The 21,241-nt window shown below is 40.9% G+C and carries 13 protein-coding genes; all 13 read right to left on the bottom strand.

Annotated elements, in window-relative coordinates; translation table 11 throughout:
* Positions 1-9 precede the first annotated feature (9 nt).
* The 13 genes from RQP50_RS02110 to RQP50_RS02050 all read right to left on the bottom strand — a co-directional run bounded on the left by RQP50_RS02110 (position 10) and on the right by RQP50_RS02050 (position 21,195).
* Entirely contained in the window at positions 10-2,001 is a 1,992-nt protein-coding gene (locus RQP50_RS02110) for a hypothetical protein (protein ID WP_315742864.1), read from the bottom strand.
* A gap of 1 nt (position 2,002) precedes the next feature.
* Positions 2,003-2,713, bottom strand: a complete 711-nt coding sequence (locus RQP50_RS02105; protein ID WP_315742862.1) for a hypothetical protein — start codon at positions 2,711-2,713, stop codon at positions 2,003-2,005.
* 34 nt (positions 2,714-2,747) lie between these two features.
* A complete protein-coding gene (locus RQP50_RS02100) occupies positions 2,748-4,862 on the bottom strand; it encodes a LamG domain-containing protein (RefSeq protein WP_315742860.1) in 2,115 nt (704 codons plus the stop codon).
* Between the two features lie 15 nt (positions 4,863-4,877).
* Entirely contained in the window at positions 4,878-5,207 is a 330-nt protein-coding gene (locus RQP50_RS02095) for a hypothetical protein (RefSeq protein WP_315742858.1), read from the bottom strand.
* Between the two features lie 13 nt (positions 5,208-5,220).
* Entirely contained in the window at positions 5,221-5,841 is a 621-nt protein-coding gene (locus tag RQP50_RS02090) for a hypothetical protein (RefSeq protein ID WP_315742856.1), read from the bottom strand.
* 78 nt (positions 5,842-5,919) lie between these two features.
* Complete coding sequence (locus tag RQP50_RS02085; protein WP_072727316.1) at positions 5,920-6,462, bottom strand: hypothetical protein; 543 nt, start codon at positions 6,460-6,462, stop codon at positions 5,920-5,922.
* Positions 6,463-6,477: 15 nt separating this feature from the next.
* The gene (locus RQP50_RS02080) at positions 6,478-7,629 is read right to left on the bottom strand and encodes a hypothetical protein (protein ID WP_315742854.1); all 1,152 of its coding nucleotides are present in this window, start codon (positions 7,627-7,629) and stop codon (positions 6,478-6,480) included.
* A gap of 32 nt (positions 7,630-7,661) precedes the next feature.
* Positions 7,662-8,105, bottom strand: coding sequence for a PAAR domain-containing protein (locus RQP50_RS02075; protein ID WP_315742852.1), 444 nt, complete (start codon positions 8,103-8,105; stop codon positions 7,662-7,664).
* A 48-nt stretch (positions 8,106-8,153) separates the two neighbouring features.
* The gene (locus tag RQP50_RS02070; RefSeq protein ID WP_315742850.1) at positions 8,154-12,974 is read right to left on the bottom strand and encodes a phage tail spike protein; all 4,821 of its coding nucleotides are present in this window, start codon (positions 12,972-12,974) and stop codon (positions 8,154-8,156) included.
* 19 nt (positions 12,975-12,993) lie between these two features.
* Positions 12,994-13,638 carry a phage distal tail protein gene (locus tag RQP50_RS02065; protein WP_315742848.1) on the bottom strand — a complete coding sequence of 215 codons (645 nt, stop codon included), beginning with the start codon at positions 13,636-13,638 and terminating at the stop codon, positions 12,994-12,996.
* 50 nt (positions 13,639-13,688) lie between these two features.
* The gene (locus RQP50_RS02060) at positions 13,689-14,693 is read right to left on the bottom strand and encodes a hypothetical protein (RefSeq protein WP_315742846.1); all 1,005 of its coding nucleotides are present in this window, start codon (positions 14,691-14,693) and stop codon (positions 13,689-13,691) included.
* Entirely contained in the window at positions 14,690-15,280 is a 591-nt protein-coding gene (locus tag RQP50_RS02055; protein WP_315742844.1) for a phage tail domain-containing protein, read from the bottom strand. The genes RQP50_RS02060 and RQP50_RS02055 overlap by 4 nt, the downstream gene beginning before the upstream one ends.
* A complete protein-coding gene (locus RQP50_RS02050; RefSeq protein ID WP_315742842.1) occupies positions 15,280-21,195 on the bottom strand; it encodes a phage tail tape measure protein in 5,916 nt (1,971 codons plus the stop codon). The genes RQP50_RS02055 and RQP50_RS02050 overlap by 1 nt, the downstream gene beginning before the upstream one ends.
* Positions 21,196-21,241: the final 46 nt, after the last annotated feature.

Here is a 21,241-nt window from a genome sequence, read left to right as displayed (position 1 = left end):
ACACCTACCTTATTGCAATTTAAGTTTATACATTCTTTGTAATACCGAAGGATCTAAATCGCATTTATATATACTTCCAGATCCGAGATTATTGCTAAAAGTGGTATCAACTCTTTCGATTTTATTTTTTCTATCTAATTTCGACAAATCTGATAAGCCCTCAGTTTTAATAGTCTTTTGCGAAGGCATTGTTGTAGATAATGGCTTCCAAAATGGACTAATTTTCTTGTACTTTGTTGGATAGAGGTTTACGTATTGTATGGCGATATTTTTAATATCACTATTATTTGAAGTGAATACGAATTTATAAAATCTGTATTTCACATCTTTACCCAATGTAAATACTTTCTCTTCATTTTGTTGCCAATAAACTCCTTTACGTGTTTCTATTAATGTCCAATCATCCCCCTTTAGCGAGCCGTAGACATTCCAATCCCTTGGAGATGAATAAATGTCTTGTTTCACAGTTGCATTGGCTGCTGGAAGTGTGTTTGCCCCAAAATTGTATTTCATAGCATACCCGCCAACAGTTTTCTCAACTCCATCTCCAAAATCAATTGTAATTTCTACTCCTGTCTCACCATCGGAAGATACCCAAGAATCAGAGCTGCTGTTAAAGAGCTTCCAGACATTTGTTCCATTACTGGCAGTGACTTTTATATGGTGCTGTGTACTTGTAAGCGCAGAGCCATCGTCAATGAACTCATCAATCAGTGGTGTAGACTCAAGAACCTGTTCACTCCCCATGTTATATGCTTTGTACTGTCCATTCATATTGAAGAAATAGCTTTTCCCAGCTATTTTCTTCTTCGGTTTGAGAATGAGCTTTGGTCTAAACCCAACACCCGTTGTGATATCCTTATCATATTTTTTTTTTGCGTCTACAACTCCAAAAGCGCTTGCATCTCCGTTAGCTCCACCTCTCACAACCACACCTTGCGATGTTCCATATGCAGGCGTATTCGTGAAGGATGGATAGTTCACATTCCAAACTGAATTGTCTCCTATCCTATCCACCACACCATTCAAATCTGAGTTTATATATTTGTCCCACTCATTATATTCTAGAAACCCTTCATCAATTTTTGCATTAGAAGTAATTGAAGTTATAATAGGATTAAATTCTTTGAGTGTGTCATTTGTTTTATCTGTTACAATTTCGCACATTTCCATGTAATTTAATCGGAGTGGTTCTATTGTTGAAGATGCGCTAGTAGATCCGAATCTCATTCTCCAAAATAGATGCTTATATGGATGTTCGTGATTAAAGTTCAGCACATGCCAAATATTAGCGGCATTAGCCCCGATTTTTATATCTAACTCCTTCGCTAACATCCAGCCGTTACCATCATCCGAGTATTCTAAATATAATTTTTTCATATTATGAATTTCAGTCCAGTATCTATTTTCAAAGATTATATTTACTCTTTGAATGGAAACGGGATCTTTAAATTGATATCCTATCCACTCTTTATCAAAGTTTGCAGTCCCTAAATTTACTCCAGTAGCCCAATATGTACCTTTCACGGCCGTTTCGCCAAAAGCTTTTTGACCACCATACTGATTAACATCATTATTAAGACAAGATGACCAAATAGGAGTCCCACCAACACATCTATTCTTGTAGGAAACAGACTTAAGATTGTAAAATGAAGTACCAACTTGCATTAATCCATCTTTTGCATCATACAAACTCCAAGGTATCCGATATGCAATGTTTCTATCTGCTACACAGATGATGTCTCCATTATTCTTTATATCAACAACGATAAATCTAAAATATCCTTCGCCTTTAGCAGTCCACTCTTTATTAATCTGCTGTGTTTCTACCTCGTGATCTGTTTTTGTTGCAAGATCGTTCATTGTCCATCTATATTTTTCTTTGTTTGTATAATCGATCTCATCAACGATATCAAGCATTGTATCTATTGTGTAAGAACTACTCCAAAAGTAGTCGCCTACTTTAAGTGTCTGCAAATTGTTATTTAACGATAGAGACATATTAATTCACCTCGTAATGATGTCTAAAGTCAAACACTGGTCTGAATCCAATTCTGTCAATTCCATATGAAGACCGTCTTGCAACATCATATTTTTCTAAACCTAAGCCATTATAATTTCCACCTCTTGTTATACATAGTGCCGGATCTAAATAATCTGTACATTGTGTAATGGTTTTATATTTAAGGTGATGCCATACACCATCATCACAAGCCTCGATTTTCCCATTTAAATTGGAATTAACAATATACTTGTCGTACTCATTATCATGCGGGTACGCACCCAAAATAGCTTTTGAAGCATCTGATTCTGGCTTTCCTTGTTCGTTGATATACCCAACCCCACCTGACAAACACCTCATATATCCATACACTCCGCTTATAGTCATGGCTTTACCCTGAATATAATTACAGTGACTCATCTTTAATTCGTTGTAGGAAACAATTGATTTAATTACTCTATCTGCTATGAGAAGCCCTTCATCTACCTTTATGAAGTAGAAAACCCCTCGCGCAGAATTTATCTCTGCACCACTATAATCAATCTCAGGCATCGTCACATACTTACTTCCTGCACCTACCCACGGACTTACCCCACCAACAAACTCGAATGCAGATTGCGAGTTCTCATATACTAGCATAGGAATGTAATCCCCTACCTCCATCTCTAGAATAAAGTCTCGTTCTATACCATCCGTATTCGGCTTCGCCATCAACCTTCACCTCTCAATTGAATCGTAATTTTATTTACCTTGGATTCACTCTGATTCGATTTAGCCTTTTCAAATTTTTAGAATAAATCTTTGTTGATGTTACATATCCTCGCTCCTTATAACTATCATCTAAAGTTAAGTCATGTTCTTTTGTGTAGTTTACTTTTAGAAATCCCTTGTCTATTCCGATATACTCCGATTTGTCGTAATCAATCATGCCATTAAATCCTTCAACCTCTGTAACTTTTCGAGTACTGCTGTCTGCTTCGATGATGATTTTAACTCTGACATATCGAGCCTTTGGACTAGCAATGGTACTATTCCCACTGAGCTTTGCATACGGACTCCACATCCGATTGTCACTCGAAGTCTTTGTGAGAATTGTAACCTTAGCCCCACCAACAATCTCTTGAACACTTACTAGCTTTCTAAATGCGGTATAGTTATCAACTAAATCAATAACTTCCGATTCCCACTCACCAGAACGAGCTAGTGCATGAGTTAGCTTTTCAAAACCATTCAACTTTGGAATAGAGCCGTTTGTAATGATCCAGTTGTTTTCATCCCAACTCTTATATAAGTTTGCATCTTTTAATTCTTCTCCGGTTTTTGCAGCGTCAATAAAATTAGAACCATTAAATAGTGGATGATTATATGTATTGTAATCAGTATTGTAATAGACATTTGTTTTACCCTTATAAGTGTATCCAGCTACCGCTGCTATTGTGTCGCCTTTTCTGCTTCCTATTAGCGTTCCTTCGATAATGATGTTGTTGAAATGACCAGATTGATAAAAACCAGTGAGAATACCAATTTGTCTCGTATCATTAGTCTCAGTAAAATCTAAATCTACATTTATATACATGTTGGTTGCTGTTCCTCCTGATACTTGCCCAAACACACCACAATAAGAGTTCGAACTAGAACCAGTTACTTGCTTTGACTTCAATTTCCCTGTTACTCCTACTCCATCTACTGTACCCTTCTTGAAATATGCAGCGATTACTCCCTGCCCCCCAATAGCAGCTTCAATATCTACACTCTCAATGTATAAGTTCTTCACAATGCTATTACCATCAAGAGTAATGAATAATCCTGTAGGTACTCCACCTATCTTTTGTGTGAAATTCAATAACTTGTATCCATTTCCATCTAGAGAACCATAAAAATCGAAACCATAATATCTTCCTTCTTTGAAGGCTCCGACATTAAAGTCGATATTTTTTACTAACTTATAATAGGCGTACGGATTCTTCCGCATTCTAAAAAAGTCATATGCATCTCGGATCAGAAAAGGATCAGCTTCCGTTCCTTGCCCCTTATGATCTCCTGCATCTGACTCTTTAATTTCATAGAGCTTTTTTAGCTGTAATTTACCATCATCAATAAAAGTGTTCCTAAACACACCTTTGTCAAAATCAATAGGCATGCCGATCTCTTCGACCTTCTGCCCTGATTGCAAAGCAAACTCACCATCTACAAACCGAACGTTGCCTATTGACTTCCCATTGTTTTTAAATTTTGAGTAGTCCTTAACTTCGTCATTTTGAATGCTGCTCTTTTCAAATCTCCAGTAACCGACTAATCCTGTTTCAGAACCTGTCAACACTTGAAAACGATCTGCACGAATTTGGGCCTCTAATCTCGCGAAATTCCATAGTCTTACTTCGTCGATTTTCCCTTTGAAGTCAACACCAAATCTAAACTGAGTAGATGTTGTTTCAAGGGGAGTAGTGTTTCCATAGCCAGCGACTGGTTCAAGCTCTTGTTTGATGCCGTTTACATAAATCGTAATTCCTTTCATCAAGCCATCACCACTATACGTAACTGCGATATGATACCAATCGTTCCATGATTGAATGACTTCATTTTTGGTTGCAATCATCTCACCGCCAACACCAACTGCCATCTTACCTCTCGTAGTCGGATCGTTATTAAGCGGATTGATAATGATCTCTACCTTCTTCATGTTCGGGCTGTCATCACCATACCGAACAGGAATCATCAATTTAGAACCGCTATCCTCTGGTTTCATCCAAAAATCAATCGATCTTGGCTTATCGCCTGCCTGTAATCCAGAAGGGCCCATTTCAACATATTCACCGGACAATCCACTAAAATGGATTGCGCCATCATTTTGAGTAGCCATGTATATTCACCTCAATTAATTAAAAATCAAGCTCTTCATCGTCCCTCCAAAGTTGTCAATTACTCCACCGCTCTGATGTTCAAACACCACATAATTTACTTTCCCATCGTCATTTAACGCTCCTCCTAGCATCACATCAATAGGAATGGTTTGTTGCGCAACCTTCTCGCTCAAGGCTTGAATAAGCGCCGAAGAATGTTTTTCGCGAAGCGTATGATATACCCCCTCGTCCAAAGTAACAGAATAAGAGTTGCCGTCTACATCGAAGGTCAATGTGTCGTTTGCGCCTTTCGTGATTTTTACATCACCTCTAATGTCCTTCGTTCCCCATAAGAGCTCTGCCATACCTTTCATCTCCTTATTTCAATGTCCAAGTAATATTCGTGCTATGTCCCTTTTGCAAAGGTGATTCAATCTCGTCCACAACTATGCCTCTGCGTTGAATTACAATCTTGCCGTCAAGTTCCTGATCAGAAGCAATTTTAAGAGACATATACGCTTTATCCTGATAAGGAATGGATACAATCGCTTGAAAGTTAAATATAATCCCATCCAAATCCAACTTCTTCTTATATCCGAAGTTATATTGCGTAATCCGGTTCGTAAACATTCCACAATCCGTTTGTTTTTGAAATGGATTCGCCTCACTAACCGCATCCTTATAAGAAATAATGTCATTATAGAACAGTGATCTTCCATTCAAGAGAAACTCTTTGTCATTCTCCACATAGGAAATTCTAAATTCTTCGCCGTTAATATTAAAAACTCCGTTTGCCGCTTCGAAGAATAATTTGGAGCTATGGCCAATCAAGCCGAAACGAAGAAGTTTCATTCTATCAATACTATAGAAGCGATACGGATCCGATTCTTTCGTTTCTAGATCGTATTCACATAAATGTGTCCCATCATAGTAGTCCGCCACCCAGATAAAATCCTGACTTAAAATCGGATGCGTGCCATTACTAGTTGTAAAAATCATTACATATACCTCCACAATAATTTGCCTGCCAGATAAAGAAAAAAGGACAGGCTCTTACGAGCCCGTCCTAAATAATCTTTATACGAATCGATAGGAAACGCGGATTTTAAAGTTCTGTTTGCCTGCACTTGCAGCCAGCGGAACCTGTGCCCTCAAAGTTACAGTTACAAAGTTACCGCCTGAATCAACTTGATTGCCGTTATTATTTATTCCGAGAATCTCTTTGGCACTAGGTATTACTGGCGTAATTGTCGCACCTGCGTTATTCTTAACGGTAGGCTCCGTAGTACCGATCGGCTTGTTTCCTGAGCGGCCAATTTTGGATGTGTCTGCTTGGAGATCCGACTCTGCCAATGTATCAACTTGTGCATGGAACCAATCATCTCTTACAACCTCTACTATTTTCCCTTGTTTGTCACCTGTACCGCCATCCATATCCCGTGTCGTGATATGGCAGTCTTCCATCTTGGATACATCTGTAGCCCCGCCTCGGTTATTCCAAATATTAAACGTAAATGCTGGACCCCAATCCCCTGCATCAACCACTCCAAAGTCGAAGGGTGCCACAATTTCACTTGCATGATTAACGTCATACCATTTAATAATCGGTGCTGTTGCCATTTGAATCAAACTCCCTTATTGTGTAATTTTTACAATAACCTCAATTGTAATGTCTTGGACATCTCCGCCTAGCTGGAGAATTTCCAAGCGAAAAATATCGTCTTTCGCCACGTTTGCGACGTCAACTTTCCTCAATCCATCGTCGAAGTGTTCTCCCTTGCGAAATACAATATTTCTGGAGAGTACATCCGACCAATTGAGCATGTCTCTGCTCTTCTGTAGCGTAATCTCGGTGCTTACCTTCGAATCTGCACTGCCTATCATTCCTCGAACATTGACAATCTCCCCTTTGAAGGGAAATCTAGCATGAATATGCTGGACGCCGATATCCGGGAACTGAGGAATCACGAAAGTAATGACTCTCTCTTTAAGTCGATCGTCATAGGAATGTAGCTTCGCCCAATCCTCCTTGGACATGAGACCATTAACCCCTTTATTGGCTAACGGAATGTTGCCCCCAAGCAAATCGATAGGTACCCAAGACTTTCCATCCCAGCGGTATCGAATCCCGGAGTCGTACACTTGAACCGTCCAACCAATTTTCGGATACGGATAATTACTAAAAATTTGTTGATACGTTTTTACATATGGCAAGAAGACGAGTCGCGTCGTTTCATAAGCATCATAAGCCATGTCTGTCGCTATTTTTGATTCTTCGGTACTTTTTTTAGCATTTGTAGTGGCGACATCGGATTTAATGATCGTCTGCAGCAATTCGTCTCTGAGCTTCTCATAGTCCTCTGTTTTGGCATTTACATCTTTAATTTTCACATTTGCACGATCAATAATCGTCGCAAGGGACTCGACAACATCATTCATCTCATCCTGATGATAAATTCGACTCGATGGGTATTGAATGAATCCTCTTCCCTTATAGGATACGTTGACGGCATTCGATTCTTGGGATTCATGGAATTCGACGACACCCGTTGAATAATTGACACTGAATTCATTTGGCTTAATCGCCTTTTTCGGAGTTCCTTCGTAGTTGATTTCCATCAATCCGGCTATTTTCACTCGCGTGAAACGATCCGGTATTTCCGCAAGAATTACCTTATGATTCAGTACTTTCAAATATTCGGCTCTGTCGATATAAGGATCCTCATTCGTCCCTTGGCGCCATACGATATGTATCGGATCCAGGTATCCATAGTGATTATACGGCATGTATTTTCACCTCCTTTAATTGATATGCACATTTAGTTGATATGCACATTACTGCTCCCTTCTGCAATGGCCGTTGTAGTACGGGCATGCGTGGTCACAGAGGATCCTGCTTTAGCTGCTTGTCTCCCGTTGACATAAACGGTGCTTGAGCCACCAGTGATATGACCTGTTCCACCACGGTCGGAGTAATCCAACTCCCAACCACCAAGTGAATATGACTCTGTTTCTGTAACGGAATCACCAGTACATGCGACTGGTCTTCCATTTACAAATACATTAGAGACACCATCATTATTAATCACTCCGCTTATATGTGCGTCTGTATAATCTGTCTCTCTTACCTCATTGTATTTAGCACATGAGCCATCTTCTCTTTCGCGCAGACAAGTATTACCTTCCACATAACGATATTTTCTTACGTGATTACTTGCAACAGAAGGGTTCGTCCTTGCGCCTTTATAAGCCATTCCTGCCATTTGATTCACCCCAAACTAAAATACGAATAAATTCCTTTTCCGCAGTAATTAGTTCAAATCTATTCTGTCGGCTTTCAATGCAATCTTATTTGGCGTCATCGTAATCTTGCTTCCGCCACACTCCAGCACAATTCGAGTATCCGACTTTACCTTAATACTTCCTTGTTGAGCCTCAATGACGATTGCATCGTCCTGCTTATTTAATAGTTGAATCATTCTCTTATTCCCGATGTCGGTAGAGCCTTCAAAGTAAAATCCCTCTGAGGTTTTCTTAATAATACCTTGATTGCCTCGTCCTGTTCCTTGTCCCCAGATCATTTCAGGATAACTATGGCCATCATTTCCTTTATTTAGCTGTAGCACAAATTTCTCTATATCATTCCTTGCTGAGTTCCCCGTGAGCAGTTTCACGAAATTATGTCTTACATAAACATAGTCTTCCTGTGTTCCTGGAGTCTCTAATGTTTTCAAATTATTCACTAATAGATCAGATATGTATCCATTAGTCTCCTCATCAAACACAAGTTCTTTGTCCATATCCGGTTCGATAATCAGCTTTCTTGCCCGCAAGGTGCCATCGGGATTAACCCAGAATCGCTTCTTATCGTTCACATCAATGGCAATGCCTTCGGTAGCATTTAAGCGTATCACTTCCCCGTGGGCACCTATAATCTTGATCCCCTCTGTAGCACTTAAGCTAATCTTTTCGCCGAGATCACCATCCAAAATATGCAATGCTTTGGTATTCAGTTCTTCGGCATAAAGTTCTCCTTCTTTATCCACATAGAATCGTCTTTCCCATCCCGTGCCGATATTCTTCTCAATCTTGATGCCGTCCGTGGCGTTCAAGACGGTTCGATACATATTATCGCCGCGAGTTACAACGATACCGTTTTCCGCATCAATGAGCGTGGTGTTGTATTTTTTACCCAACTGCAAAGAGCTCTTCTCCAAGAAATCGGCCAGCACGACTCTGCCATATTCATATTCTTTATAAAAGTTCTCCCACTTTTCATGAAACTCCGTGCGCGTTGAACCGAGATCATGGATGAGATGCGTCGTCGTGTTCATGTTTGCAAAAATCGGCTGCATATAATTTTTTAATCGATTATAGCTGTCCTCCAACTCGTTGCCGGCCGTTACGAGCTTACTTTGCGCATCATCTAATCCTGCATAGGTAGATTCCCTCTCATTATATATAGTCATTGCATACCGATTAATTTGCGATTTTAGTTCATTGTATTGCTTCGTCACAATTTTGAACTGGTTGGCAAGCGTAATTTTCTCGGGCGATACAATAACATCATCCAATATAATAGAATCCAGTACGGTAAAATCAAGATTCAAGGCATCGGCATCCAGCAGCACATTGCCGACCTTCGTCTCGATCCGCAGCCGCTTCGCCACTAAATCCTCCGCGATCAAGGTACCATCCGTATACTCCGAGCTGCCTACCGCCGCGTATACTTTATTGGTCCATTTGTTCTTCTCCCATTTTTGCAGGGCCAATCCATTGGTCGCATTCAGGACGGCCCGGTACTTGCCGTCATTCCGGAGCGCAATGAATCCATATTCTCCAATCACAACATTGTTGTAGAATTTACCCATATTCAATCCGGAGTAGAACTGCGCATCTTCAATTTTATTTCTCAGATTTTTTTCCTCGTCATAATACGTCTTGAAAGCAAGAATAAATTCCGAACGATCCGCGATTTCGCTTGTCTTTTCGGTCAATGGATCGTGAATAGCGATGTTTAACGGTTCTGCGGAAGTAATCTTGATATACTGGGACATATATTCTATAAGCTTCCGATAAGCTTGCGTCAGCGGCTCCGTAGAGTACCGATCCTTAGTGCTTGGCACCTTCGTGAAGAATTGGGCATTCATATTAAAATCATCATCACGCTGAGAGCGCTTATACTCTTCTGCTTGCTCCAGCATGCGATGATATCCCGCTTCCAGCTTGTACAATTCCGTAATGATCTGCATCTTTTCAAGAGAAGTCAGCTTATTATCCATGACGATTGTCTTAAAATCACCGATATTGAAATAGTTCGACTCCGCATCTATGATCTTCTTCCCAATGTCATTGAACACTTTAATGTTCTTGGCGACCAGACCATGTGTGTACAGTGTGCCGTCACGTTGATCAGCCCACATTACTTTTTCCCATCCATCAGGCCGCTTGCTGTTCGCTTTATCGATGACGAAGCCTTCCTTGTCCGTTACCTTGACGCGCGTAATATCGTTGAAAGACATGAGGCCGAATGCATCCGGATTTTCTTCGACAAGTCCCAGCTTCATGACCAGCTTGCCATGCCTATCGAATATTTCTCCCTTGGAGCCCTGGAACTTCAGAACCCCGCTCTCATCTTCAATGGCCAAGTTAACGCCCATGATCACTTTCCCGTAGATCCGCTCGCCAACGATACCATCAGCCGTCAGAGCATGCTTCCACGTGTTGCCGCCATCATTCGTAATAGCGATCATCGAATTCAATCCAACCAAATAATGAAGCGGGTTCTTCGGATCCCGAATAATCAAGCCCCTGTCCGACAGCTCTACCACCTGGTCTTTGGCCCCGATAATCGCGTTTTTGTTCGCATCCCAACTGTTGTTAATAATCTCGTTGATTGCGCCGTTATTTTGCATGGACAAATCCCATTTCCACGAGTCGATCGATACTTGGGTAGACGTATTATAGGACTTGTACAGCATTTCAATAAATTTATCTTTGTTGGCATACATGTCCTTCATGTTGCTGATCGTAAGATTGATGCCTTTATCTTCGAAATTGTATTCAATCTCGGTAATCTTCGCTTTGTAGCGAAGGCTGATCCGCTCATGCTCGATACCGATCGTATCTCCGAGCCCTAATTTGTCCCAATTCCGTTGCTCCGTCACCATCGACAGGAAATTGACCAGATCAACCTTTAGCGTAATCTTTTGCTGCTTCAGCTCGTCAAAAGCCTTCATTCCTTCTTTTAATAAATCGTTCGGATCCTCGATATTGGAATTTTGCCACTCTTTTTCAATGACATACTGATTTCGTTCGTTCAGTAGCTCTTTCGTAAAGTTGTTGCGAATATCGAGCCGCAGCTTCAAAGCATTAATATGGTTCATGATTTCTTGATGCTGTTGTTCGATTTGGATTACTTCCGCTTCTTTGCGGCTGATTTCGGATTCCTTGGCCTTGATTTCAATAAGCTTCGCATCCAATTCATTTTGGAGAGAATCCAGATCGCTCAGCAGCAAGGTGTAATCTTGGAACGTATTATCCGCATGATCGATTTCATCACTCAGTTTCGCGATCCGCGTGTTCAATGTATCCCGCTCGTCTAACAGCATTTTCAATTGCGTGTTCAGTTGGTGCAATTCCTCATTTTTAATGTGTAGAATGGAATTGTTCGCTTCGCGCTTGGCGACCAGTTCGGTAAAAGCATCCCGGTTCCCCTGTAGCAAATCCTCATATTCCAACAGGCCATGACAAAGCGCGTCCGTCATATAATCACTATGGGACAACACCGTATGCTCTTTGGACTTGAACTCTACGTACTCTACTTCGAAGGGCTGATTCATGCTGATCAAGCCATAGGCACCTTGCGAATATGCCGAATCATGGCCCGATAGGACAAGTCTGTCATCGATCCAAACTTTAATCGCTTCGTTATAGACCTCTACTGCCATATGATAGTGAACATCCGTGCTCCAGCCATCAATCGCATCCGTTAAGGCAAGCAGAATATCATTCCCGTTCTCCCGTTTATAGAGTCGCAGCTTTTCCTTGCCCCAGCCAACACCGCCTTTAATTTTACCGGACTCCCAACCGATCCAGTAATAATTGCGATCATCCTGGTATCTGACAACGAAGCCCATGATATTGTCACCGCCGGTCGCTTTCAACGTAGCAGATAGTTTGTAATTTTGGCTTCCGAATGCGCTGGAATTCACGATCGTAGAAAGCTGCTGGAGATTAGAGACGGAAACAAGCTTGCCATTAAGGACGCTCCATTCCGCATCATGATGATTCCAGTTCGCTTTCATGTCAGGGCCGTAATAATACTGTTGGCTGTAGTTTCTGTCTTCCTTATACGGATAAATAAAATAATGAAAGTCTTCCACAAAGGACGTGCCCGTTGGATTGATTTCGCGAATCGTCATGTCTTCTTTGCCGTACATCTTCAACCGCGTTACAATCTCTTCGGCATTATCCTCATGGTTGATGGACTCCAAGTATTTGCCGTATTTAATCGAGAATCCTTTATCAAGCCCAATAAGATCCGGCTTTTTCAAGCTTACGGTTCTATGCAGCGTATCCCATACGACTACAGCGTTAAAGGTCTTGGCAATATCAAATATGACCTCCAGCACGGCATTGGACGATACTTCAAGCCCTCTTCGCTTCAGCTCGAATTCGGAATCGACGTAACCAACTTGCCATATGGATTCGATCAGCACATCCTTCATCAGCTCCGTGGCGGTCTTCGACACGGCCTTATAATCCCGAATGATTTTATCGTTCAACTCATATCCCAATGATAAGGTCGATACCGACACGCTCTCTCCGTCGTCGCCGGCCCGCTTCCCGATCTGGTTCACAATAAAATATTCTTCGTAGGAGCCCAGAACGAGCTTTATCAGATATCTTCCTTTAATCAGCTCAAAGTTCTTGTTGCGCGCTACGATATGGTGCTTGTCCAAATAAGCAGGGAAATCGAATGTAAGCTCATTAAGCGCGCCGAGCTTCAAATTAAACACGATATTATGCGCTTCCGCCAATTTGGATATGGTCTCTTTATTCGGCTTGCATAGAAACAGTTGGGGCGCAACAGGCTTTTTGGCAAAATCGATATCTCCTAAACGTAACATCCGTCGTTCACCTCCCAAATTATCCTTGCATGGTTTTATATTCATGTCTGATCGTCAGTTCAAATCCGCCTTCGCCGGTCAGTAGATTTTCCCCGACCTCCAGCTCGAGAAATACGTTATTATGCTTATCGTAGCGGTATACGAGCGGCAAGTCTGACACAATATCTTCATTCTCGCAATCGATGTACACCTGCTCATTGTCGTTCAAATCCGCCAATAGTAATGTCTGGCCGTTCGTTTCGTTCGTAAGCTTAATCGTGCCGGCGCCATTCCGCTTCGTAATCCACAACTCCGGTTTGCAGGAGACGTCTCCCGTATTATTCAACAGATATGACCCAAGCAGGGAGAACGAAATGCCGCGAAATTCGGGGCTCTTCACACCTTCGTTCCGCAGCACAACTTTATATTGCAGGGAACATTGTTCCATATCATAGTAACTGTCTCTGAACAAATCCTTCGCATCGAAAGCGGCTTCGTTCACTTTGATCCACTCTGTCCAGTTCGTTGAATCATAGGACAGCCTTATGAATACATCGACCGTTCCGTCATGACGTTCATATTGAACCTTCAAATCTTGAATATACGTTTCGAAATGAGCGCCGACATCGAACACTCGCGAAACATAAACCCCCTTCGGTATATATAAATCAAGCCAGCTGGGCATGCTCTAACCTCCTTTGATATAAAAAAATAAGCTGCCCGAAGGCAGCTTATTTAGCCAATGACGGTAACTCGGTATTGGTTGACGGCAGGTACGGACGGGAATGTCAGAATGACGTTGTTCTCATCCATCATATTAATCTGGGCACCATCTACTGCCGCAAACGGAGATTCCGCCTCCCGTACCATGACAACTACATCTTGCGTATTCAGTTGATGCTTGATTGTATAGGTCGTGGAAAGACCATCTCCGAGTGTTTTGGAATATTTCCCGGTTGCCCCGAGGTTTCGTCTTGCTCCGTCAGCGTCTGTAGCTCCGGTTCCTCCATGAGCCAGCTCGACAGTGTCTGCTTCCCATTTCCCCTTTTTAAGGGTGCCTACTGTCTCAATCGTGGCTTCTCCCTTATAATTACCAATCGTACCGAACGGCACGAATTCGCAGCTGGCGCCCATCTCTTTCCATTGAACGGTCTTATACACATACCAGTGCACGCTGCCGTCGACAATGGTCGAACCGCTAATATTGCCCCAGGCAGGTTCTACGGAATCCGAAGCGCCTTCAATAATGCATTTATAGTAATAGCTCATATCACCATTCGTAGCAACGACAATTTCATCTAGCTTATAATGGTAAGATGGCTTCCATGCCGTATGTCCGTACAGATCATATACCAGACTTCCTGATGTAGTCGGGAATGTTGGCTGCTTCATTCCGCTTGTACCGCCAATGATGCATTCATAATAATGGCCATTATCCGGAGAGGCTTTCACCTTGTTGCCTGCCGCATAGGAATACTGCTTCTGCCATGAGGGCGCAAATACGCCTTCCCGCACATTTACCCAACCTGCGAAATCGCCGCGCGATGCATTCTTATTCCAAAACTTCTTCCCTGCATGAAAAAACTCACCCATCTCGGGGTGAGTTGCTGCGTCGGATATTAGCTCTTCAAAATGATTATCGATCACTTGGAAATTATCGGCCAACCATGCGATAGTTTGATCGACCTGATCCGATACTTGCGGCTTTTTTAACCCCATCTTCTTTGTCTGTATCATCATAGATCACTCCATTTCATTCCTGTATATTGTAGCCATGTCGTGCTTCCGCTCTTTACCTGCAAAGCTCCGTTGACGATTTCGATATTTTGCTGTGTACCCATCCCATTAGTAAAAGTGTTTTCCTGAATCGTTTTTGTCAGTTTTGTGCCGTCGAACATCATCTTTTCCTTCAAAGTCTTGGGCGTATAGGAGTATGGACCATCGCATCTCATCTTCAAGGTAATGTAGCCTTGCTTCAATCCATTATGAATGAGATTCACGTCTCCATCCGGCATGCAATAAAATACCCGGTTTGGATTATCGACGGTATAGAAAGGTTTATAGTAAGGCTGTGACAGCCAACGGGCAACTTCTCGGATACGCCGTTCGTCATAATGAAATTCAAAGGCAAATGTGAGATTAAATTCGAGCGGGCTTAATTCGATTGCCTGAAAATACGGTTTATGTCTGCCGCTTACTTTTTTCTCAACAATGCTTCTTGACGGCAACAAGCTCTCCTCGAACATGCCTCCGTCTAGTTTGCAATTCAATAATCCCATATCGACGGAATATATGCTGTCATAATAAAAATGAACGCCTTCCAGCATTAAAATCTCCCCCCTCTAGTTCGCTTCAGTTTGTTTACGATTTCCGTTGCCACGATATCTGCCGTATTTCGATCTGCATTTCCATTCACATTGACCTCAATGTTATATTCATGCTGCTCATTGGCTGGAGCAGGAATGACAGTCGGAATTGATGCCTGCATGAAATTAGCAACAGGGAAACTAGGCACAGCCGATCGAATTTGTTCCACGATGCGAGCCGTGTCCAAAATGTGCTTTGTCTGCTCGGCGTTTAATACGAGTTCTTTTTTATCCAACAGCGCTAATTTACCTGAATTCCCGTTCCAATCCCCCGTATAGCCGCCTGTATCGAATTGGTGCAGAGGCTTTCCGTCCTTATACCATGTCCCATACTTGTATACTGCACCTATTTCTTTTCCTAGCTTTCTGTTCTCTTCCTCTAATCTTTTTCTTTCCTTTTCATCAGTGGTCAGTTTCCACTTCTTACTGTTGGATATCATTTCAGTGATTTTGTCTTTCGTGGATAGTAAGCTGTTGTCTGGGAGGCCTGCGGTAGGTTTATTACTTCCGTCGAGGTTATGGGGATTCGCATCGTTGACGATTGAACCCATGGAACCAAGCTTTGAGTCATTTAATTTGTTGAGTTCACGAATTGCTTCCTTTACTTTATCGGTGAAATTCTCCGTAACCGTTTGTCCAAGTTCATTGAATTTGGAATCGACTTCTCCAGACCAAGTGTTGACGGTTTCAAGCATTTCATTGAAGTTGCCTTCATATACTTGCTTGCGCATATCGGCAAATTTTTGTTCGTTGTTCAGTTCATTTTCCCAGAACTTTTGCCGTTCCTCCGCCTTCTGTTCCAACAATTTGACCGTGTTGTTGTATTCCTCTTCCATCTTTTCTTTTTTGCTGTCCAGCTTTTCTTGCTCCGAGTCCAGTTCGTCCTCCAGGTTATTCTTGCGGAGCTCGATTTCCCGATTATGCTGATATTCGGACAACTCCTGTTCTTTCTCGGTCAATTGCTTGATTAAGTCGGCTTTTTGACTTTTCGCTTCATAGGAATCATCCATGGATAACAAGTCGATTTGTTTTTTGAGATCCGTTATTTCGTCTTGTTTTTTGGACAAATCATTTTCATAGGTCCGCGTGGATTCCGTGCGATCAAGCATCTTCATTTGTTGATCGTAGGCATCCTGCAAAGCCTTGAGCTCTTTATCGATTTGCTTCATCCGATTCTCATGAACTTGTTTTTCTTGTTCGAGCTTTAACCGATAATGTTCCTCGTCCGCTTTTTTTAAGAGTTCGAGTTTTTCTTTGTACAGCTCGACATATCGATCGGCTGCCTTTTCATAAATTTCTTTTACGCTGACATTCAGATCCTTAACCGACCGTTCTGTATCCTGCAGCTTATCCTCTTGTTTCTCGATTTCATCGGTCAAACGTTCCACGATATCTTTGTTGTTTTTATTTAACTCCAACTGCGACTTAAGGAATTTAATATTGTTTTTAATATCATTGGCCTCACCCTTGCGCAAGCCAGCGATTTGTTGCAAATATCCGATATGCTTCGCATAATCCCCATCTTCTTTATCCACGTCATAGCGAATATTATCCTCTAGTTGCTGAATGCTTTTGGCATATTTTTTGCTCTCGTCATTCATGCGATATAGATGTTTGTCGATGACGGAGTTTGCTATTTTTGTTTTCTCCGAATTAATAGCCCTATCCTTTTGACGCATTTCAGAATAATTTCCTTCAATACTCTTCTTTAATTCGTCTTTTTTAAGTTCCGACAAATCTTTATTTTTTAATTGTTCTTCATAAAAATTTATTTCGTCTTGATAACTTTTCTTTTGCAAACTTAATAATTGGATTTTTTCAGCCGCATGATCACGATATCCTTGGGTTGTGCTGTCATATAAATCCATTACGTAATCCTGATAATCTATTTTCTCGGATAACGTTTCTCTTCGATGGCTGTACATAGAAGCAGTAGCATCAACCCTCTTACTATTAAGCTCTGCAATGACCGACTCCATTTCAGATGATTGAGATTGCAAATCATTGAGTCGTTCTGTCGCTTGAGCTATTTCTTGCGCAATTTCTGCCTCAATCGCTTGTTTCGTTTTGTTTGCATTTTTATTTTTATCAACGGTCATATAACCGGTTTTCTTGATTTGTTTTTGCTTGATTTGTTCTTTTAAAGAGCTAATTTCATTGTCAATCGTTTTTTTCTTCTCTCCAGACAATCTGATTTCTTCAGAAAGAGCCTGCCGGTGCTGCTTAGACCACGTACTGTACTTCTCTTGAATTCTTTGCTGTTTTTCTATGGACTGAGTAAGTTCATCCATATGTTCTTTATACTTGTCTACCACATAGATTGCATCTTGAAGTTCGGGTTTCGGGTTAGATGAATGAGAACTCCCCCCAGAAGAACTACCACTAGAAGCTTGTTCTTTTTTAGCAGCTACTTTTTTCTTTATATCTTTAAGTTTTTCTTTATTTCCATAATATTCGTGCTTTATATGACGATTATAACCAGCTTGTGTAAGCTCTTTTGCTGCATTTATTTCATCGATAGTAGTCGTGTAAATTCCTTTTTTTCGATTGCTCTCTATTTCATCATTTTTCTTTTTTGCGTCGTCATAAATCTTATCTACATCAACATCGTATAAATTTCGAGCATCCATAAGCAATTCGAGAGCATCAATTTCGTTTTCGATTGCCTCAATTGTATCGACTGCTTTGTCCTTAGCAGCAATGCCTTGTTTCTTCTTCTTATCGATATCATCTTGAAATTCTTTTTCTCTTTGCTGCATTAAATCTTTTAAACCATCTGCAGTAAGTTGAATGTTCCCGTTTTCAATATATATTGCATCATTTAAGGAAGGATACGTACTTAGCAATTCAGTAATCGAATCTTTAGATAGCTTTTGGCCATCTGCTAATTTATGATAAGCCGAACGGAGATTTTCAATCTCTTTCGCATTTTTCGGATCTATTTTCATTCTCGTGTTATTTATTTCGTTAGCTGCTTTTTGATGTCCAACTCTTATGTCATTGAATAATTTGAGGAACGGATTATTAACCGGATTTTTGCTCAATTTCTCTTTTATATTATCTATAACATCAAGCATATTATTAGCCTGTTCTGGTTTTACATTCATTAAATCATCTATAGATATTTTGTTACTTTGAATTGCCCCCATTATTTCATTAATAAACGAAGGGATCTTTTGAGCAGCATCTTTTGTGTTTTCACCGAAATCATCTATATTTTCCATAAATATTTGCTTTATGGATTCTATAAATAAAAACTTATTTGAACCTACAGGTATATTGCTTGAGTTAATATAATTCTGAAAGGCTAAGTTAATAGATTCATTAAATTCGGTAGAACCATGAATGATACTGTCCTTCAAGTTTTGATTTTCTACTTCATATTCTTCTTTTTTAGAGATAATATCATTTATAAACTTATCAAAATTTGCTAAGGCTGCACTTCTATCGGGTGATCCTTGTAAGCTATTTATGAGAATAGTATAGAACGGATCAACGTCTAGAGCTTTATCTTTTGGTAAGGCATCAAAAATTGGATTCATTTTATTTGTGAAAGCTTCTTTTATACCCTCTATATCATCAAATTTGATGTCTTTAATGTCCGTTTCAATGAACATTCTTGCTCTTTTTGCAAAGTCAAGCCGCGTATCTTGGAAATCGATTTGTTTTTTGTTGTTTCTGATTTCCTTAATATTTTTATCTACTTCTCCAAAACCGCCATCTAACTTTAACTTCAACTCTTCTTTATTATTTTTTAGTTCCCTTTGCTCTTCTTCTACTCGAAGCCTCTTTATTTCATCCGCACTTTTTGCTACAGCATTCCCATATTCATCATAGTGGGATATAAGTTCGGGCATCTTCGTTTTTATTTGCTCAATAATACCTAAATACTTTTCCTCTTCCTCTATTGTTCGGCTTTTACCTTTAAGTTGCAAATTCTCAAAGGTATCAACATCCATATTCTTTCCATCAAAAATGCTGTCATAGTCTTCTTTAAACTTTTTAATTCTTTTGGTATCGTCATCGAGGAATTTTAATCTATCTTTTCGATCGTTCTCTGGTTTGTTGATAATGTTAAACAGACCTTGAATTACTTCCCCAATCATAAGAAGTGCACCCACGTATGGGACAATTCTCGCTATACCTTTTCCTATTACTGAGAAAAAAGTGCCAATGCTGCTGCTGCCCATAACGAGATTTTTCAAGGCATCAAATTTAGACAACCCGCTGAGCCCGGCAAAAACTGTAGCTATAGGAAGAGCACCTATCATTTCCGTTACTTTTGTAAGAAATTCTACTAATGTTGTTAGCCCAGAAATAATATCTTTAATGACTTCTGAATTGCTGAACGTATTCCAAAATTCAGAAAGAGAGGTCTGCAACTTCCCGATACGCGCCTCGAAGCTATCCGAATGTTTATTGAATGCTTGAGCCGCCGATCCGGCTGAGCTCATAGCTGTTTCGGTTGCTCCTTTGGCCTTGCTCCAATTCTCAATGATGGAGGATACGATCTCGCTCTGATCCCCGCCAATTTTGCTGGAAACGTCCACTTTCTCTTCCTTCGACAATTTATCCCATACCTGAGAGAGACTTTGGAAGATTTCATAGGTGGACTTAAAGGTCGTTTGATCCTCTTTCATTACATTCAGAGCGCCGCTGCCCATCAACTTGTATTTCTCATTGAGGGATGCAAATGTTTTTTCGATTTGCGGAACGGCGCCCCTTACTTTTTCGCCGCTCTCAGAGAGCCCCTGCAATCTCATGGCAATGGTTTTTAATCCTTCTCCGGCTTTTTCCGGATCTTTCAGATCAATATTCGCTGCCGTAATCATTCCAATAGATTGCTGAACCGTATTGCCGGCCTTTTTCAGATCAGAAGACGAATCTTTCAACGCGCTGCCCAAGCCTTCTGACGTGATGGAGTAATTATTCTTAACCGCCGTAAACATATCAACGACGCTGCGGACATTGTTCCCGTATTTATCGACTTCAATGTCGAAGCCGCGCAATACGGCTATGATGCTCGCGCTCGCGTCCCCTATGCCCATGCCGCCTACCTTGGACAGCAGCATACTATTTTCACTTAGCGCCGTTGACTGTTCCAACGTGTAGCCCAGCTTTTGGAACTCTGTGGTTGCTTTTACAACGGAAGCTGAAGCAATACCCATTTCTTTGCTGATTCCAAAGGCACGGTCTTTAAACGCATCTAATTCTTGCGAACTTGCCCCGGACGTGCTCTTCAGGTCAATCATGGCCCTATCGAGTTCAACGACTTGCTCGAATCCCTTCTTCATCTGATCGCCGAACTTGAACGAAAATTCAAATGACTCGGACGCGCGTTGCCATGACGGAATGCCATTCATTGCAGCAGCTAGCTTATCTGGAATTGATTCTTCCTTTTTTGCTTTACTATCCTTCGAAGAAGATGCCTTTGTCCCCGTACCTTGCACACTAGCTTCATTTTTCTCGTTAACTACCATAGCGGGTTGGTTTTGAGCAGCTGTTGATTGCATTTTCAGCAATTGAGCATATGCCCCCACTAACTCATCCGTTTGGCGCTTGGCTTCTTTTTGCTGTCTTACAAATTCCTTTCCTACTTTCGCAACATCGATTTTAGACAGTTCCTTGATCGATCTTTTTAACTTATTGATTTCTTCGCCAGCCTTGCCAAGCCCGTAGTCGATATCAATCTTGCCAATCGAGGCGATTAATTTTTGTATGCTATTTACTTCGCGAATAACACTATCTTTGTTCTGGATAATAAGTTCCAGCTTGAATTTATACTTTTTGCTAATGTTTGCGATCAGTTTTTTTATATCTTTTTCAGCATTTTTCATATCTACGCCTACTAAAATCGTCTGATCATTCGTCATCATCTAACACCCCTTTTCAGTACATAAAAGAAAAAGGAGTGCTCTTCGC

Source organism: Paenibacillus suaedae (assembly GCF_032337355.1).
Taxonomy (GTDB): Bacteria; Bacillota; Bacilli; order Paenibacillales; family Paenibacillaceae; genus Paenibacillus_B; species Paenibacillus_B suaedae.
The sequence above is the reverse complement of the archived record's forward strand: the minus strand, read 5'-3'. Positions and strand labels throughout refer to the sequence as shown.

Coding starts and splice junctions, on each gene's coding strand:
- RQP50_RS02110 (WP_315742864.1), bottom strand. CDS start 2,001: ATGTCTCTATCGTTAAATAACAATTTGCAGACACTTAAAGTAGGCGAC.
- RQP50_RS02105 (WP_315742862.1), bottom strand. CDS start 2,713: ATGGCGAAGCCGAATACGGATGGTATAGAACGAGACTTTATTCTAGAG.
- RQP50_RS02100 (WP_315742860.1), bottom strand. CDS start 4,862: ATGGCTACTCAAAATGATGGCGCAATCCATTTTAGTGGATTGTCCGGT.
- RQP50_RS02095 (WP_315742858.1), bottom strand. CDS start 5,207: ATGGCAGAGCTCTTATGGGGAACGAAGGACATTAGAGGTGATGTAAAA.
- RQP50_RS02090 (WP_315742856.1), bottom strand. CDS start 5,841: ATGATTTTTACAACTAGTAATGGCACGCATCCGATTTTAAGTCAGGAT.
- RQP50_RS02085 (WP_072727316.1), bottom strand. CDS start 6,462: ATGGCAACAGCACCGATTATTAAATGGTATGACGTTAATCATGCAAGT.
- RQP50_RS02080 (WP_315742854.1), bottom strand. CDS start 7,629: ATGCCGTATAATCACTATGGATACCTGGATCCGATACATATCGTATGG.
- RQP50_RS02075 (WP_315742852.1), bottom strand. CDS start 8,105: ATGGCAGGAATGGCTTATAAAGGCGCAAGGACGAACCCTTCTGTTGCA.
- RQP50_RS02070 (WP_315742850.1), bottom strand. CDS start 12,974: ATGTTACGTTTAGGAGATATCGATTTTGCCAAAAAGCCTGTTGCGCCC.
- RQP50_RS02065 (WP_315742848.1), bottom strand. CDS start 13,638: ATGCCCAGCTGGCTTGATTTATATATACCGAAGGGGGTTTATGTTTCG.
- RQP50_RS02060 (WP_315742846.1), bottom strand. CDS start 14,693: ATGATGATACAGACAAAGAAGATGGGGTTAAAAAAGCCGCAAGTATCG.
- RQP50_RS02055 (WP_315742844.1), bottom strand. CDS start 15,280: ATGCTGGAAGGCGTTCATTTTTATTATGACAGCATATATTCCGTCGAT.
- RQP50_RS02050 (WP_315742842.1), bottom strand. CDS start 21,195: ATGATGACGAATGATCAGACGATTTTAGTAGGCGTAGATATGAAAAAT.